The sequence below is a fragment of the Williamsia sp. Y853 genome (genome assembly GCF_056786495.1).
Genome location: NZ_JBXCJC010000001.1, coordinates 1,629,852 through 1,646,645 on the forward strand (window position 1 = coordinate 1,629,852; position 16,794 = coordinate 1,646,645).

General features: G+C 61.3%; 14 protein-coding genes. 8 read left to right on the top strand and 6 right to left on the bottom strand.

What is annotated here, in order from left to right; translation table 11 throughout:
* The 5 genes from AC1TPF_RS07720 to AC1TPF_RS07740 form a co-directional block, all read right to left on the bottom strand.
* Positions 1-996, bottom strand: a complete 996-nt coding sequence (locus tag AC1TPF_RS07720) for a hypothetical protein (RefSeq protein ID WP_482143341.1) — start codon at positions 994-996, stop codon at positions 1-3.
* Entirely contained in the window at positions 993-2,216 is a 1,224-nt protein-coding gene (locus AC1TPF_RS07725; RefSeq protein WP_482143343.1) for a sensor histidine kinase, read from the bottom strand. Before AC1TPF_RS07725 ends, AC1TPF_RS07720 begins: the two co-directional genes overlap by 4 nt.
* Positions 2,183-2,845 (bottom strand): response regulator transcription factor, encoded by a 663-nt coding sequence (locus AC1TPF_RS07730; RefSeq protein ID WP_482135705.1) that lies wholly within the window; start codon positions 2,843-2,845, stop codon positions 2,183-2,185. The genes AC1TPF_RS07725 and AC1TPF_RS07730 overlap by 34 nt, the downstream gene beginning before the upstream one ends.
* 255 nt (positions 2,846-3,100) lie before the next feature.
* Positions 3,101-4,873 (bottom strand): WecB/TagA/CpsF family glycosyltransferase, encoded by a 1,773-nt coding sequence (locus AC1TPF_RS07735; RefSeq protein WP_482143344.1) that lies wholly within the window; start codon positions 4,871-4,873, stop codon positions 3,101-3,103.
* A gap of 42 nt (positions 4,874-4,915) precedes the next feature.
* Positions 4,916-6,421: a sugar transferase gene (locus tag AC1TPF_RS07740; RefSeq protein ID WP_482143346.1), complete on the bottom strand. Its 1,506-nt coding sequence runs from the start codon at positions 6,419-6,421 to the stop codon at positions 4,916-4,918.
* 542 nt (positions 6,422-6,963) lie between these two features.
* Here AC1TPF_RS07740 and AC1TPF_RS07745 point away from each other — a divergent pair.
* From AC1TPF_RS07745 to AC1TPF_RS07780, 8 genes are read left to right on the top strand one after another with little or no spacing between them, the layout of a single operon-like run.
* Positions 6,964-8,031, top strand: coding sequence for a Gfo/Idh/MocA family protein (locus AC1TPF_RS07745; RefSeq protein WP_482143347.1), 1,068 nt, complete (start codon positions 6,964-6,966; stop codon positions 8,029-8,031).
* The gene (locus AC1TPF_RS07750) at positions 8,028-9,020 is read left to right on the top strand and encodes an NAD-dependent epimerase/dehydratase family protein (RefSeq protein WP_482143348.1); all 993 of its coding nucleotides are present in this window, start codon (positions 8,028-8,030) and stop codon (positions 9,018-9,020) included. The genes AC1TPF_RS07745 and AC1TPF_RS07750 overlap by 4 nt, the downstream gene beginning before the upstream one ends.
* Complete coding sequence (locus AC1TPF_RS07755) at positions 9,017-10,150, top strand: DegT/DnrJ/EryC1/StrS family aminotransferase (RefSeq protein ID WP_482143350.1); 1,134 nt, start codon at positions 9,017-9,019, stop codon at positions 10,148-10,150. The genes AC1TPF_RS07750 and AC1TPF_RS07755 overlap by 4 nt, the downstream gene beginning before the upstream one ends.
* Complete coding sequence (locus AC1TPF_RS07760) at positions 10,150-10,797, top strand: acetyltransferase (protein WP_482143352.1); 648 nt, start codon at positions 10,150-10,152, stop codon at positions 10,795-10,797. Before AC1TPF_RS07755 ends, AC1TPF_RS07760 begins: the two co-directional genes overlap by 1 nt.
* Positions 10,794-11,930 carry a DegT/DnrJ/EryC1/StrS family aminotransferase gene (locus AC1TPF_RS07765; protein ID WP_482143353.1) on the top strand — a complete coding sequence of 379 codons (1,137 nt, stop codon included), beginning with the start codon at positions 10,794-10,796 and terminating at the stop codon, positions 11,928-11,930. The genes AC1TPF_RS07760 and AC1TPF_RS07765 overlap by 4 nt, the downstream gene beginning before the upstream one ends.
* A gap of 55 nt (positions 11,931-11,985) precedes the next feature.
* The gene (locus AC1TPF_RS07770) at positions 11,986-13,257 is read left to right on the top strand and encodes a glycosyltransferase (RefSeq protein ID WP_482143354.1); all 1,272 of its coding nucleotides are present in this window, start codon (positions 11,986-11,988) and stop codon (positions 13,255-13,257) included.
* An 11-nt stretch (positions 13,258-13,268) separates the two neighbouring features.
* Entirely contained in the window at positions 13,269-13,859 is a 591-nt protein-coding gene (locus AC1TPF_RS07775; protein WP_482143356.1) for an acyltransferase, read from the top strand.
* The gene (locus AC1TPF_RS07780) at positions 13,856-14,887 is read left to right on the top strand and encodes a glycosyltransferase family 2 protein (protein ID WP_482143357.1); all 1,032 of its coding nucleotides are present in this window, start codon (positions 13,856-13,858) and stop codon (positions 14,885-14,887) included. The genes AC1TPF_RS07775 and AC1TPF_RS07780 overlap by 4 nt, the downstream gene beginning before the upstream one ends.
* A 632-nt stretch (positions 14,888-15,519) precedes the next feature.
* Here the strand turns inward: AC1TPF_RS07780 and AC1TPF_RS07785 are convergent.
* Positions 15,520-16,746 (bottom strand): hypothetical protein, encoded by a 1,227-nt coding sequence (locus AC1TPF_RS07785; RefSeq protein ID WP_482143359.1) that lies wholly within the window; start codon positions 16,744-16,746, stop codon positions 15,520-15,522.
* Positions 16,747-16,794 lie beyond the last annotated feature (48 nt).

The window sequence follows — 16,794 nt, forward strand, 5'->3', positions numbered from 1 at the left end:
CTAGCTAGCAAGGTCGGAGGCCGGATCTCCATGCACGTCAAGATCAATCCTCATCGTGCCAGACTTTTCGTCGCTGCGATAGATCGAAATCAAATTCGATCTTCCAGGAGGTAGGACGCGGATTCGTAGGTGCCCACCATCGGAGGTGTGGAGCACCGCATTCACATGCTGCGTGACCCGCTGGTGGACCGCGGGCGATGTGTAGGTGAGCCCGCCGTCATCGATCATCACAACGTCGACGCCTCGGCGCCGGGCGGCACGCACATTGCCGGCGACCGCAGCGTTCGTCAGCTCTGCCGCCTGTATCTGATCGCGGAGCTGACCCTCGAGCAGCGCGCAGGTTCTCTTGTCTGCGTCGGAAAGCTGCTGTCCCTCGGCGATGCGCGTGAGCATCGGCCGGACCATCGTTTCGAGGTCGGAGAGCCGGGACATGCGTTCTTCACGGGCGGCGCCGGCAGCAGCTGCTCGGGCCGCTTCCTCGGACTCTGCGCGGTTCATTGCCTCGATGGCGAGAATCGAATGGCGCAGGACCAATGCGAATGCTGTTCCGACGAACAGTCGGACCGGTAGCAGCATCATCAGAACAAGGTCCGGGCGTCCCTCGGAATATATTGCGGACCACGCGATGATGAGGACGTAGCAGCTTGCAAAGCTGGACCAGGAGAGCAGGATTCGTCCACGAAGGCAGAGTATGACGCACAGTATGGCGACAGAGCTCAAAAGCCAAGGTGGACGGCTGCTTTCGATGACCTGAGGTTCCGCGATCAGGAATGTGAGCACGGCGGCCGGCAGTGCCAGGCAAGCGATGGCCGTGAACCGGAGCTCAAGTGGGTCCTTGTGCCCGAAGGTGATTGCGCCTGCACAGATGCAGAGGAACCCCAGTGTCACGATGACCGGCCACACAGCGCCGTCGGCGGGCAGGCTGCCGAAGGCAACAAAGGCCGTGACCGCGACAAAACTGAGAAACGCCAGGCCGACGAAGATTCGGGTGGTCATGTCGGTCGCCGCCAGGTCAATACCACGTGGGTACCGTCGCCGGGCTTCGAGCTGATTGTCGCCGATCCGCCCGAGATCTGTTCCAGCCGCCCACGAATCGACAGCGCAATACCCAAACGATCGGAGGGGACGAGGCTTTCGTCAAAGCCGATCCCATTGTCCGAGATGTCGATGGTCAGCGAGGTCGTACCCATCGTCAACAGGACCGAGCGCTTGGCGTCAGGACCGGCGTGCCGGACACTGTTGTGCAGCGCCTCGGACATGGCTGCCATCATCGCGTGCACGGCGTCCTGTGGATACGTCGTCGATGCTTCGATCGCTGCGGTGTTGTGCACCTGTGAGCCCGGGTCCACGACCTCGGCGGCGGATTCGGCCTCGGAAATCACCTCGGTTGGAGTCATGGCGCGCTGTAGATCGTCATCGGCTCGGAGGTCATCGAGTTGCTTCAGGGTGGCGAGGGCCTGGCTCTGCAGTTCGACGTTGGTGCCCTCGCGGGACGCGGCCCACATGATCGACATGACGCGATCGTGGGTGATCGCATCCAATCGTGCGCGTTCACGTCGTCGACTCTGCTCAGCGGCGTTGGCTTCCGCGCGGGCTTTTGCGCGTACCTGGGCGCGATCGCGAAGCCTGCCGGTCTGCAAGGCAATGATTGCGATGGTAAATGGGACCGCTGCGACGAACAGCCCCCAGGCGAGGTCGGTGACGAACTCGGTGGCGCTGGTTCGCTCCGCCACGGAGGCGCTGATCAGGCGGGTTGCCGTCACGGACACCAGGAAGTAGACGGTCGCCGCAGGGAGCGGCATCACAACCACAGCCGCGACACTGGCGACGCCGGCGATCGGTGTCAGCCAGGCGCCGCTCCCATCGTCGGTCGGTAGGCCGTTCCACACGAAGGGGAACGACGCGAAGACGACGACGTAGGAGATCGACACCGCCCACGCCGCACGATATGTCCAGCGGCTGTCGGGGATGAATGTGTAGACGAACATCGCTGCTGCGGGCGCGACGATGAATGTCAACGCGGTGATGGTCCACCACGTCGGGACGACTTCCGAGAGAGATCTGATGGGGGTGATCAGCAGCAGCGGGTAAAGGCACATCGCGATCGACCCGAACCGGCTGACCTGTCGGGCTGTGAGATCGCCGGCCGATGTCGGAGTTGGCGACTCCGGCGTTACCGATCTCAGCGGCGAAAGCGCCGCGGCATTGGTAGCCATCCGTCCTCCAGTGCCCGTTTGTACAGATCGGTCTTCGTGGGTGCCGGCCGACCTGCCTCGGAATACTTTTGTTTGATCCGCCCTACGTACGAGTTCACGGTCTCGGCCGACAGGCCGGTGATCGCGGCCACCCGCGTTGCAGGCTCACCCGCGGCGTACAGCTCGAGAATCTGACGCTGTCTGGGGCTGAGGTTGACCGCAGCGAGATTGGGATCGGAGTCGATGGCGGTGGCCCATTCCATGGTGGGAACCACCACGCCGGACAGTGCCGATCGGATCGCGCTGATGAGCTCTTCTACGTCGACTGATTTTCGCAGGATGCCGAGCACCCCCGCGGTGAGAGCTTCGCGGATCAGGAATGGCTCGGACGCAGACGTGAAGATCAAGATATTTTCGGTGACGCTGCGCAGCTGCTCGATATTGCTGCGCGGCCTCGAATCATCGGAAAGCCGAAGGTCGAGGAGAGCGAGATCGATCGGTTCGCCCTGGTCGATGAGTTTCGCCACCGTCGGAGCATCAGCCACCACCGACAATCCGGCTGCCTGATTGATGATCGTCACCAGACCCCGCCGGGTGGTCGCGAAATCTTCCACGACTCCAATTCGGGCAAGCTCGCGCGTCTCATCCATGGGTCACACGGTGAGAAATTGCGAAAGCCTCCATTGGTGGGACCTACTGGTTCAAGTCTGCCTGAACAGACAGAACGTCTATTTGCCGGTTCGGGATGAACTCACGCCCATGTTCTTGAGCTGGCCAAGAATTATCTTAGCTGTCACCAGCCCGAACCGCAGTTCAAGAGGTGGAGTTCGGCGAATCGGACCGGAGCACTGATTGGCGAAAGCGTGTGCTCCGAATCAGACAACCATCACCACATCAGGGTGGCGTCATGCGGCGACCGGTACGCGACTGCTGTCGTCCCGTTCCCACGAGACGGTGCGTGTGCGCCCGGTACGTCGCCTGGCAATAACGGTCAGCGCAACATAGATACCAGAATCCCAAGCTGATCGAGGACCGCGTATCGAAGCGAGCACGGCGCGCAGCGTCCGCCCGGCGTTAGGAGCTTCAGCCACTTCCGCTTTCCCCCGATACACGCGCTGCAGCATGTGCAGCAAGCTGTCCAGATCTCGTGGAACGGCCACGGCAGTCGGTTCTGTATCGACGACGGTCTTCTCAGTCGCATTGAACTGAGCATCCACCCATAGATCATCGCCGGTCAACGCGGGGAATTCGCCGATTTGGCGATGACCTGCCTCACTCAGACCGTAGGCACCTGCACCCCACAGCGCAGTCCGGAACCAGGAAATCCGTGATCGAGCCCGGTAGTACGACCTTACGAATGCGTCGGCACCGGCCACGTCGAACTCCGACGATGGTCGTGCCGCCAGCACATCACCGGATCGGAGTTTTGCGAATACCTGAGCGACAGCGGTCATCGTGATTGTGGTGTCGGCATCAAGGTAGAGACGGGGCCATAGGGTGGCAGTTGCGTCACCAAGATTCAGCGCCGTGGTCTTCGATGCTTGTTCAATCTCTACGACAGTGACTCCGGCATAGGTTCTGGCGGCGTCAGCGGTGCCGTCAGTGCATCCGTTGCACACCACAATCAGCTCGATCGCGCCGCTTGCTGCTGCGAGTGCCAATGGTTCGAGGGTCCTTCTGATAACCGCGGACTCATTGTGCGCCGGTACGATGACTGCGCCGAGCGCGGCGCCACCTGTCGAAACCGTTGGCATTTGCGCCAGGGGCCGCTCCGCGCCTAGCTCACTGGCGTGATTCGAACACCCGAGTTGTCCGCCCCCTCCCGAGACCGGAAGTGACACTGCTTTCGTCGTGTTGGCGACAACTGAGCGGAACTCCTGAGCCACTTCTGCTCGACGCAGCGTAAGTAGCTCAGGCGGACCTTCGATCAGGTAGCGACGCGCCAGCCGCCGTGGATCGGAGCCCAGTCGATGAAGCCACTCGAGGCCAAGACGCTGGAGTTGGACTGGTGCTCGCTGGGCGGTGCCGGCAAGGAAGTCGGCCGCAGCGCCGAAGGCCAGCAGCGCGCCGCACCCTGTGAGAGTGCCGAAGTGCTCAATCCACATTTCTTGACGTGGTTTGCCCAACCCAACCACGAGTACATCGATTCCGGCGGACCGGATCTCGTTGGCATCACGTAGGCAGCTGCGTGGATCGTTGAGGTCGGCGCGGTCGGGCGACCAATAGTGAACTGCACTCAAACCGGGGAAATCCTGTTTGATTCGCGAATCCAGCTCGAGGTGGAGGTTGGTGTAACCGCCGTAAAAGCCGACGCGGCTGCCAGCCTGCTCTGCTAAGTGGAGTATCGACGGCAGCAGGTCTGCGCCCGTGAGTCGAGGCCAGGGGCGCCCCGTCAACTTCGTCGCGCGGGCAACGATGGGGGCTCCGTCTGCGAGTAGCACCCAGTCGACGCCGTCATCACCGTGGCGATCCGGGTGGTCGAGGCGTAAGCCACCGGGGGAGGTGAAGTGATGTAAGTGATCGAGGTTGACCGATCCGATTGCCAGCGGGGTTTTCTGCGGACCGCTCAGACGTCTCTGCACCGCATCGAGCACCAGATCTTCCGTGCATAGGTCGACAGGGACTCCGCCGACCATCATCGTTACGGTCTGCGGTGCCAGAGTTGTTTCTGAGTGCATCGTCGCTCTCCTGAAAATCGGGTCGAGTCGGGGGTGGTTCGGTTAGTACGCGCCTTGGCTTCTGATGACGGCATGCAATGTGCGCCAAAGGATTAGGAGGTCCTGCATGATCGACCAGTTCTCGACGTAGAGAAGGTCGAGGCGTACGGATTCGTCCCACGACAGCTCCGAGCGCCCCGAGATCTGCCACAGTCCGGTCATCCCGGGGCGAACGAGCATTCTGCGGATCACCGGGCCGCGGTATTGCGCGACCTCTTCACGGAGTGGCGGTCGCGGTCCGACCAGGCTCATGTCGCCGGTCAGGACATTGATCAGCTGGGGGAGTTCATCGAGGCTGTACCGGCGCAGAAAGGCGCCGACGCGAGTGACGCGGGGATCCACACGCATCTTGAACAAGACGCCGTTTCCGTCGGATGCTTCAACCAATGCGGCTTTTTGCTGGTCAGCACCATCGACCATGCTGCGGAACTTCCACATCAAGAACGGTTTGTTGCCCAGTCCGATACGTTCCGCCCGATAGAAGATTGGGCCGGGTGAGCTGCATTTGACCGCAATTGCGCAGACGAGAAGCGCCGGGGCCAAGAGAAATAGCAGGGTACCGGCGCCGAGTCGGTCGACGCCGGCTTTGAGGAACCGGTTTGCGCCGGCGTAGCGCGGCTTGTCGATGTGCACCATCGGCAGCCCGGCCACCGGGCGCACCATCATCCGGGGGCCCGCGATGTCCGTGACGCCGGGTGCCACCACCATGTCGACATCCATCGCCTCGAGCTCCCAGGACAGCTCGCGCATCACCGAATAGCCCAGTGCGGAAGCAGATGTCACGGCGACAGTCGTGGCGCCGGTCTGCTTGACGGCAGTGGTGAGGCCAACAAGATCCACGGCCGAGGGTTGACGGGGTCCGAGTGGCGTCGCGGCCGAGCCGAAATGGCCCTTCGGGGTCGAGGCGTCCCTGGTGTTCACCAGGCCGACCACCTTGTAGCCCAAGATCGGATTGTCTTCGATGCGGTCGATCAATGGAATCGAAGAATCGGAATCGCCCACTATGAGTATTCGCTGTAGATTCGTTCCGTTTGCGCGCTGGTGAGTCAGATTCTTGCGCCACGCCCATCGGCCAGAAAGCAGAGCAATTGTCCCGAATGGCAATGCGACTGCTACGAAACCCCTGGCGATATCCATCTTGAATGTGAGGTCGAAGATTGCCAAAAAGCCGAAAGTCATAAAGCAGGCAGTGGCGACCCGGCTGTATTCTGTCGCTCCGGATCCCACAATTCGTTTGTCCGAACTCTGTGTTGTTCGCAAAGCGATAATCCACGCAATGGACAACGCGATTGTCTCGATGAGGAGATGGTTGCGTTGTCCAATTCCCAATCCGCCACTTCCGGAGAATCGGACGATTACTGCGCCGGCCACCGCCCCGAGCACCAGCGTGAGGTCGGTCCAGCGGATCCGTCGCACATACGCTGCCGACCAGCTCTCGAAAGTGCCGTTGACCAGCTCAAGAGACGGTCTGTCGCTTTGGATCGGTGCGGCGTGCGCTTCGTTCAACATGACTCTCGGACCCCTTGCGCTGTTCGAATTTCCGGTGTGGACGCAGGATGCTGATTGCCACAGTGAATCGAATATTGGCGAAATTACCTTTGATTGCTCGACGGGCCACATAGTCCAATTGGGCTACAGGTGGATCGGGATAAAAGTTCGTTTCAATAAATTCTCAAAAGGGATTGAGTTGGGGATTACGAATTTCAATAGACGATCATCAGTTGATGGTCTCTAAATGAACGTTAAGCTCAGATCTGCATCACAGGAACGGAACTGAAATGGAGAGTCATTGCCTTTGGTAGCTGCTTCTCCAGGTGTTCAAGTTGAAGTTCAATCATTCTGCCTACAAAAGTTACGTGCACTAATCATAAGAAGGATCGTCTGAACGTATTCAGTTTCGAATCTGGCTCGCGGTTCTTGCAATACCCGACGCATAATCGGGGTTGCGATCCCAAAGTTCGCGACCGGGTGACGGAGAGACTCCGCCCCGGTCGAGCGTGCACGTCGGCTGCTTCGGTGGTCGCCCCGCGCGTTCTACCAAGGAGCAATCGATGACGAAGCAACTCGGCGTGGCAGTGGTCGGTGCCGGCTACTGGGGCCCGAACCTGGTGCGCAACTTTCGGGCATCACCGGATTGGGATCTTGTCGCCGTGTGTGACCTGGACGAACAGCGTGCTCGCGCGGTGATCGGTCCGCGGTCGACGGTGGTGTCGGAGTCGTCGTTCGAGCGACTCCTGGAGCGGGATGACATCGACGCCGTCGCGATCGCGACGCCGGCCCAGACCCATGCATCGCTGGCGATGGCCGCGATCGAAGCCGGCAAACATGTGTTGGTGGAGAAGCCGCTGGCTCCCAGTGTGGTCGAAGCGGGATTGATGGTGGAGGCAGCTCGCGAAGCGGACCGGGTCCTGATGATCGACCACACTTATTGCTACACGCCTGCGGTGCAGTACATCGCTCAGGCCGTGCGGTCGGGCACGCTCGGCAACATCATGTACATCGACTCGACTCGAATCAACCTGGGGCTGGTACAGCCGGATGTCGATGTCTTCTGGGATCTGGCGCCGCATGACCTGTCGATCCTCGACTTCATTCTGCCTGGCGGGCTCAACCCTGTTGAGGTGAGTGCCACCGGAGCTGATCCACTTCGGGTCGGCAACGCATGTGTCGGTCACATCTCACTGACCATGATCGATGGATCGACAGCCCACATCAATGTCAACTGGTTGTCGCCCACCAAGATTCGGCAGATGGTCATCGGAGGCAGTCATCGGACTGTTGTGTGGGATGATCTCGACGCACAACGCCGCGTAGCTGTTCATGACAGGGGTGTCGACCTGGCCTTCGGCCGATCCGAAGACGAACGGCAGGCAGCGCGGGTCTCGTATCGCTTGGGAGACATCACAGTTCCGGCGCTCACCGAGAAAGAAGCACTCGCGACGATGGTGGGAGAGTTTGCCGACGCGATCAGATCTGGGCGCACGGCCCGGACTGACGGCGCGGCAGGCCTGCGGGTGCTGTCGGTCCTCGAAGCGGTCTCGGAAAGCCTGGCCGCCCGTGGTCGCCCGATCACGCCGCGTCACTACGACAACGCGCTCGCCTACCGGAGCGCATCATGACGGCATTGCAGGGCGCATCGGTCCTGGTGACCGGCGGTGCCGGCACGATCGGCTCGACCATCGTCGACCAGTTGTTGGATCAAGGTGTGGATCGGGTTGTGGTTCTCGACAACCTGGTTCGCGGTCGGGAAGCGAATCTGTCTGTAGCCCTGGATGATCCGCGCACCGAGTTGGTGGTAGGCGATCTCCGCGACCGTGACCTGGTGAATGATCTGACCAAGGGGGCCGACCTGGTGTTCCACCAAGCTGCGATCCGGATCACCCAGTGCGCCGAAGAGCCGCGGCTTGCGCTTGATGTGCTGGTCAACGGGACTTTCACGGTTCTGGAAGCGGCGGCTGCACACGGTGTGGACAAGGTGATCGCGGCGTCGTCCGCCTCGGTGTACGGAATGGCAGAGCAGTTCCCGACAGGCGAACGCCACCATCACCACAACAACGACACGTTTTACGGTGCAGCCAAGAGTTTCAACGAAGGCATGCTCCGCAGCTTTCGGGCCATGTACGGGATGAGGTACGTCGCGCTGCGGTACTTCAATGTGTATGGGCCGCGGATGGACGTGCATGGTCTGTACACCGAGGTCCTCGTCCGCTGGATGGAGAGAATCGCGGATGGGCTTCCACCGCTGATCTTCGGTGACGGATCGCAGACGATGGACTTTGCGTACACCGAGGACATCGCTCGTGCGAATGTCCTGGCCGCCCTCAGTGATATCGATGAGGGCGTCTACAACATCGCCAGCGGTGTCGAGACCTCACTGCTGGAGCTGGCCGATTCGCTGTTGCGCGCCATGAACTCCCCGTTGTCTGTCGAGCATGGTCCGGAGCGGGCCGTGAACGGGGTGGCACGGCGACTCGCCGACGTCACCGCGGCCCGGCGTGACCTCGGGTTCAGTACGGAAGTCGGTGTTGAAGACGGACTACGTGCGCTGGTGCGGTGGTGGGAACCTCAACGCGAGAGCATCGCGGCCGGCAGAGTGGTGGCCTCATGACCGCCGTGACCAGGCTCAACGTAATGCAGCCCTACCTCGGTGAGGAAGAGATCGCGGCGGTGACCGAGGTCCTCGAATCCGGATGGGTTGCGCAAGGCCCCCGGGTCGCGGAGTTCGAGACCCGCTTCGCTGCGGCGGTCGATTCCCGCAATGCGGTCGCGGTATCGAGTTGCACTGCGGCTCTGCATCTGTCGATGGTGGTGGCAGGTGTGCAGCCCGGCGACGACGTGGTGGTGCCGTCATTCTCATTTGTCGCGACTGCAAATGCGCCTACGTACGTCGGCGCCAACCCGGTGTTTGCCGACGTCGATCCGATCACCGGCAATGTGACCCCCGCGACCATCAAAGCCGCATTGACACTGGCAACCACCGCAGTGATCGCCGTTGATCAGGGTGGCATACCCGCCGACATTGCCGCCATCAAAGCGCTGTGTGAACCACGCGGTATCACGGTGATCGAGGATGCGGCGTGTGGTGCGGGTTCGCGCCTGCGTAACCGCTCGGTGGGTGTGCACGCCGACATCGCGGTGTGGTCGTTTCATCCGCGCAAACTGCTCACCACCGGTGAAGGTGGCATGTTGACCACAAACCGGCCGGACTGGGCCGACCGCGCCCGGAAGCTACGCGAGCATGCGATGAGTGTCAGTGCAACACAACGTCATCAGAGCGTGCTGGCTCCGGCAGAGCAGTACCTCGAGGTCGGCTTCAACTACCGGATGACCGACCTGCAGGCCGCGGTCGGCATCGTTCAACTGGGTCGGCTCGGCGAGACGGTGACCCGCCGACGTGTCATGGCGGGGATGTACCAAGATGCGCTCGCGGATATAGCCGGTGTGCGCTGCGTGGCCGACCCCGCCGGCGGGCGATCGAACTTTCAATCGTTCTGGATCGAAGTCGGTGTCGGGCATCGCAACTCCCGTGATGAACTACTCGGTGAACTCGCAACGGCGGGAATCTCGGCCCGCAGGGGAATCATGGCCGCGCACCGTCAGCCGGCGCATGCGTGGCGTGATCACGCTGATCTGACAGTCACCGAACGGTTGACCGACACCACGCTCATCTTGCCCCTGTTCCACCAGATGACCTCTGACGACCTGTTCCGGGTCGTGGATGTGATCAGGGGGACCTGATGCGATCGGTGATCCTGGTCGGTGCAGGCGGTCTTGCCAGGGAGGTCATTGCACTGCTCGAAGGTTCGGCAGAGTACAAGCCGATCGGTCTGCTGGATGACAATCCGGCTCTGCAGGGTACTGACATGGGCGGCCTGCCCGTGCTCGGCGGGATCGACTCGGCCGGTGAGCACGCCGATTCCGACTTCTTGGTGTGTACCGGATCGGGTCGGTCGCGCAGGCGCATAGTGGAGCGGCTGTTTCGCCTGGGAATCAACAGCGCGCGGTATGCCACCGTTGTCGCCCCGGATGTTCGGGTCCCTTCGGATTCCACAGTCGGTACAGGGGCCATCCTCCTGGCAGGCACGGTGCTCACCGCCTCGGTGTCGATAGGGCGCCACGCTGTGCTGATGCCACATGTGGTCTGCACACACGACAACCAGGTCGGTGACTTCGGGACACTCTGTGCTGGAGTAACTCTCGGCGGATCTGTGGTGGTGGGAGAAGCGGCGTATCTGGGTATGAACAGCGCCGTGAAACAAAACGTCCGGGTAGGGGCGTGTGCGGTTCTGGGTATGGGCTCGGTGTTGCTGACCGACCTGCCTGCCGACGAGGTCTGGGCGGGCAACCCCGCACATCCCATCAATCATGGAGACAGCAGGGAATGACAATAGAGCGACTTGCCCCTCGTACCGTAGTGCCCTTTGTGGATCTGGTGTCGCAGTTCGACGACGTCGCCGCCGAGGTGATGCCCCAGCTCCAGGACCTGCTGCAGAGCGCCGGGTATATCGGTGGCAGACCGGTGGCAGATTTCGAGTCGGCATACGCCGCGTTCTCCGGTGCGCGCCATTGCGTCGGAGTCGGCAATGGCACCGATGCCATCGAGATCGCGCTGCGCGCAGCTGGAGTCGGTTCGGGTGATGAGGTGATCCTGCCCACCAACTCGTTCATCGCCACGGCAGAGGCCGTGAGCCGAGCCGGTGCGACACCGGTACTCGTCGATGTCGACCCGCAATACCTGCTGATCGATCCGGAGCAGGTTGAGGCGGCGATCACCACGCGCACTCGCGCAATCATCCCGGTCCATCTGTTCGGACAGAGTGCGCCTGTTGAAAAGCTCGTTGACATGGCGGCCAGGCACGATGTGGCGATCATCGAGGATGCGGCGCAATCGCAGGGCGCAAGTCGATACGGGGTGCCGGCCGGAACCACCGGGATCGCTGCCGGGACAAGCTTTTACCCTGGCAAGAACCTCGGGGCAGCCGGTGATGCGGGTGCGGTTCTGACCAATGACGAATCAGTAGCGGACCGCGTCAGAACCATCGCGGCCCACGGGAGCCGGCAAAAGTACGTGCACGATGTGATCGGTTTGAACTCAAGACTTGACGCCGTCCAGGCTGTGGTCTTGGGCGCAAAGCTCGGACATCTGGAGCGTTGGAATAAACTGCGGCGCAACGCAGCCGACCACTACGGAGAGCTTCTCGCGGGAGTTGAGGGCGTGCGCGTGCCGACTTCGGCCCCGGGCAATGTGGATGTGTGGCACCTGTACGTGGTGCGGGTGGACAGTCGTGACCGGGTACTCGAGAGGCTCGGGGCCGCGGGAATCGGAGCGGGCATCCACTACCCGACACCGATTCATCTGACCGGGGCGTACGGAGCGGGTCACCGAGTCGGGCAGTTCCCGGTCAGTGAGCAGGCGGCCCGCGAAATCCTCTCGCTGCCTTTGTTTCCGCACATCTCGACCGCTCAGCAAGAGTGCGTTGCGGACTGTCTCGGGCTGATAGTCGGCGGCACCCGGTGAGGCAGCCCTTTGCGCCGCATGTCCGGCGTGGGAACCGTCGTCGAGGGTGAATCGAATGCGAATACTGGTCTATCCCAAAAATCTCCGCTCCGGAGATAGTCAGCGAAGCGCTGTCGAACTGGGAGGGGCATTGGCTGCCGTCGGACATTCGGTCACGGTAATCGGTTGCCCCGGGATGTTGGTCGAACGGGTTCGTGAGCTCGATGTTGAGCTGGTTCTGATGCCTTGTGGTCAGGAGAAGAGCACCCTTCAATCGATTCTACGGTTACGGAAAGTCATCCGGGAGCGGTCGATTGATGTCGTCCACGCTTTCGAGTGGGAGGCAATATCTGAAGCATTCCTCGCCGCCAATCTGAGCCGCCGAGAGGTGGCAGTGGTCGGCACGATCCATTCGAGAGGTTCGTCTCCGATCTTGCCGCACACGGCTCCACTCCTGATGGGAGCAAGGAGCGCGGCGGCGGAGAAGCGCATCGCAGGATTCACACGGGTGGGTGTCCTGGAGCCGTGGGTGGACACGGCGGAGAATGCGCCCGGACTACCTGCAGCCACCGGAAACTTCCTGGAGCGCAGTCATATCGACAGCGACGGATTGCTCGTGGCGCTGGTGACACCGCTCGACAACGAGCGGTCCATCACCAGCCTGATGACGGTGATCGAGACTGTTGGAGACATAGCCGCGGAAGGCATAGCCGTGCAACTGCTGGTGATCGGAGAAGGTGCACTGCTCGGGTCGGCTTCGGTACGCGCGGCTGAGTTCAACCTGCGGTCCGGACGCGAAGTGGTTGTTGTGGCGGGAGAGTTGCTCGATCGCCGAGTTGCATATGCGGCTGCCGACGTGGTGGTGGCGTCGGGTAGTTCCTTGGCGCACGGCATGGCTTTTGGGAAACCAGTTGTTATCGCAGGCGAACGAGGCTTTTTCATGCCGTTGAGTCATGCGACCATCGACGAATTCTCGTGGAGTGGATGGTATGGCGTCGGTAGCGGAACGCGCCTTGGCAAAACCGAACTCCTCACGGCCCTGGAGCCGCTACTCGAGAGTGCGCGACTTCGTGAGTATCGGGGCACGTATTCACGCGAAGTGGTGGCGGCCTACGGGTTGGATGAAGCAGTTCAGCGGCAACTCCAGGAGTACCTTGACGCCCTGAACACCAGGGTCGGCCGGTTTGCGAGGTTTGTCGACGTATGTCGAGTAGGTGCCGCTATGTTGGTTCGCCGCGGATTGCGCCCGAATTCACTTCGCCGATCGCCCCCGATACAGATGGACACGCTCCGAACGGGAAACATACAGCCCGACCACACCGCGAATGCGCGGTGTGGACACCCATGAAGGCGATCGATATGACATTGCTCAGTGACAGCCGCGTACAGATACACCCGCAGGCGTTGTGTGAAAGTAGCGATGTTGGTGCGGGGACGAGGGTCTGGGCATTCGCGCACATTCTGAGCGAGGCGCGGGTCGGGCGTGACTGCAATGTCTGCGACCACGCCTACATCGAGTCCGGTGCGGTCGTGGGAGATCGTGTGACCGTCAAGAACCGAGTCCTCATCTTTGCCGGCGTGACCATCGAGGACGATGTCTTCCTCGGGCCTGCAGTGGTTTTCACCAATGATCTGCGTCCACGCGCTCACATCAAACGTGGCGACGAAGCATTGGAGTCAACCCGGGTACGGCGCGGAGCGACGTTGGGCGCCGGTGTTGTGGTGGTGTGCGGAACAACAATTGGTGAGCACGCCTTTGTCGGGGCCGGCGCTGTTGTCGTCGCAGATGTACCGGCGCATGGATTTATAGTCGGGAATCCGGGCAGGCGAATTGGATGGGCGTGCATGTGCGGGCAACGCCTGCCCGATGATCTGACCTGCGGTGACTGCGGACGCACTTATCGGCACAATGGGGATGGGATCGAACGAACCGGGGGTTCTGCGTCGTGACTGATGTCGGTGAATTCCTCGGTGCCGAAGGACCTGCAGACGTCGCAGTGGTTGTGGTGACCTACAACAGCGCCGACGACATTGGTGGGTTACTCGCCGACCTTCGATGCGAAGCTCGGAAGAACTCGATCCGAGTGGTTGTGGTCGACAACGATTCATCCGACCGCACTGTGGAACTCGTATCAGCACACGGCGACGTGATCTTGATTTCTGCCGGTGCCAACATCGGATACGCAGGTGGCATCAATGTCGCGCGCAGACACGTCGGTGATTGTCATGCGATTCTCGTCCTGAACCCAGATCTGCGGGTACAGCCGGGTGCGGTCGCGGTGATGCTCGATGCACTCCACGACAGCCATGCGGGTGTGATCATCCCGCGAATCGTCGATGAAGACGGCGAGACCTACCCGTCGTTGCGTGCCGAGCCGACTGTTCGGAACGCATTGGGAGACGCCGCATTCGGACGTCACTTCGCCCGTCGACCTGCGTGGATGTCAGAGACGGTGTGGGATCCTGCGGAGTACGAGTCCCCGCACCAGGCCGAGTGGGCGACAGGGGCGGCGCTGTTGATTCGTGCCGACCTCGACCGGGTCGTGGGGGACTGGGACGAGCGATACTTCCTGTACTCCGAAGAGGTCGACTTCCTTCGGCGGGTTCGAGAGGCCGGGTATGTGGTCTGGTTCGAGCCGGCTGCAGTGGTGGCACACCGCGGCGCGGGATCGGGGAGTTCTTCTGCATTGTCAACGCTGATGGCAGTCAACCGGGTCCGCTACTTTCGGCGCTACCACGGCGTACTGCGGTCCGCGTTCTATCGGGGCGCGGTGGCGATCGGCGATCTGTTGCGTTCAAGAAACAGCGAGCATCGAAGGACCCTGGGGGTTCTTTGCAACAGCTCGCGATGGGATGAACTACCCAGAGCTGCAACAGTTCCAGCGGAAATCAGTGGTAGCGCACCCGGCGCTGTCATAATTCCGGCGCACAATGAAGCCGCAGTCATCGGCCCCGCACCCTTGAACCGCTGGCCGTAGCGGCGGCGAATCGTGCGATCGAGGTCGTTGTGGTCTGCGCGGATGCACCGACAACACCGCAGAGGCCGCCAGGGAGTATGCGGGCATCGCTGTCGTGGAGGCGGAAGAGGCGTCGAAAATTGGCGCGCTGAACCTAGGCGACCTAACTGCGACACTGTGGCCGCGCCTCTACCTCGATGCCGATACCACCGTATCGGCAATGGCTGTGACGCAGGTGTTTGCAGAGCTGCGATCTGGGTCAGTACTGGCGGCGAGACCGGCGTCGAGGTTCGATCTGAACAGAGTCGAACGAGTTGTTCGGTCGTACTCCCGGGCAATGTCATGGATCGGGTGGTTTCGGACGGCGTTGTGGGGCGCAGGCGCCTACGGCCTCAGTGAGGCAGGGCATTGTCACATGGTCTGCAATCAGTCTGGAACGCAGGAACTTACGTCGCGCTGATTTCCGTCGCCCGTCGAGGAGCGCGGTTGGAAGGCGCGTGTCATTGGAACGAGACTACAACAGCCGCATACATCTCCCTCGCGACTGAAGGCGTGGTGAGATGTTGATCGAAAAAGGTGAGTGGCAAGGCTTTACGATCCTTCGACCAGCACGATGAGTGTGCCCCTCGACGTGGAGGAACTGATGGCGGTAGTCAGCCTGCAAGCCCGCAGGTATCTCCGCCTTGTATTTGATAAATGTGGACGGTGTTGCCGTCTTGGATGTCGTCTGTCAGAACTCCATCAGTGATATCGACCTGTCGGTTCTCGTCGATGACGATGGCACTGTCGGGATCCCCGCACCGGAACCTGATCGACGCGGTTGCTGCGGTATTCGTCCTCGATCCGGCTATCAAGTAGAACTTGCCGTCGTACATCTTGACGGATACGTCGACGATGGGGTCTGCGTCTACCAGGTTGTCGACGAAGGGAGCGTTGAGAACAGGGGCCAACCGAGTGATCTGGGCGTTGACAGCGGTTGTCGCAGGCAAAGGTTCGGAACAGTCTCGCAGGACGTGCTGTGTGGGACAGTCGCCCCCGAAGCTGTGGTTGAAATAGACGATTCCACGTGCACCGTGGATGATGCTGCTCCAGACTGCAGCCCGAATCTGGGGGCCGGTTATCGTAGGCGAAGCGGCTTCCGAGGCCGGGTGACCCACTTCGATGACGTTCCAAACCGGTTTGCTTCCTGCAGGTTTCACCAACGAGCGAACCCGCTCGGTGCTCGCTCCGTAGTTGAATGCGCGGCGGCATTCGTCTGTGGTCAGATCCCTGCCTGCCTTGAACATCGCCCCGCCTTCGGATATACCGCAGATGTTGGTGTCGGTGAACCAGTAAGTATCGATAGAGACGACATCGACGAAGTCATTGATAAACTTCGCCGCTTCGTCGTCGCTTTCCCAGAAAGCCACGCCTTTGCCAAAGTTGGAGTAGGACATCGTGCCGGGCGGTAGATCCTTCAGGATTTCCGACATGACCGTGTAACCGCATCGTTCTTTTGATGGAGAGCATATTTCACCTTGACCGGGCTGGTTGCCGGTCCATGGAGCATCGCCTGGACCGGCCCACATATCGACCTCATCAGATGCCGAATAGCCAGAGATCGGTGCGGTGGTCTCGATCCAGCCCGGCATGGCGTACATACCTGCTCTCTTGATGGTGCTGAGGTCGGTTCCGCTCACCGGTGCGACATAGGTGTTGAGGCCGGCGGCCTTGTCGCGTGGCCAACCCGTCTCGTCAACAACCGATTCAGCCCATACCCCCAACGGGAAGAACGCTGGGTCGGTCGGCAGGCCGTTGGTGAACTGGCCGTAGAAGTCTGCCCCTCCGTCGACAGCACGAAGCGTGAGGGGGCCGTCGTCCCCACTGCTTCCGAAAGCCATTGGCTTACTGTCGTCTTGATGGCCGTTGTCTTGAGGAGACGGCGGTGA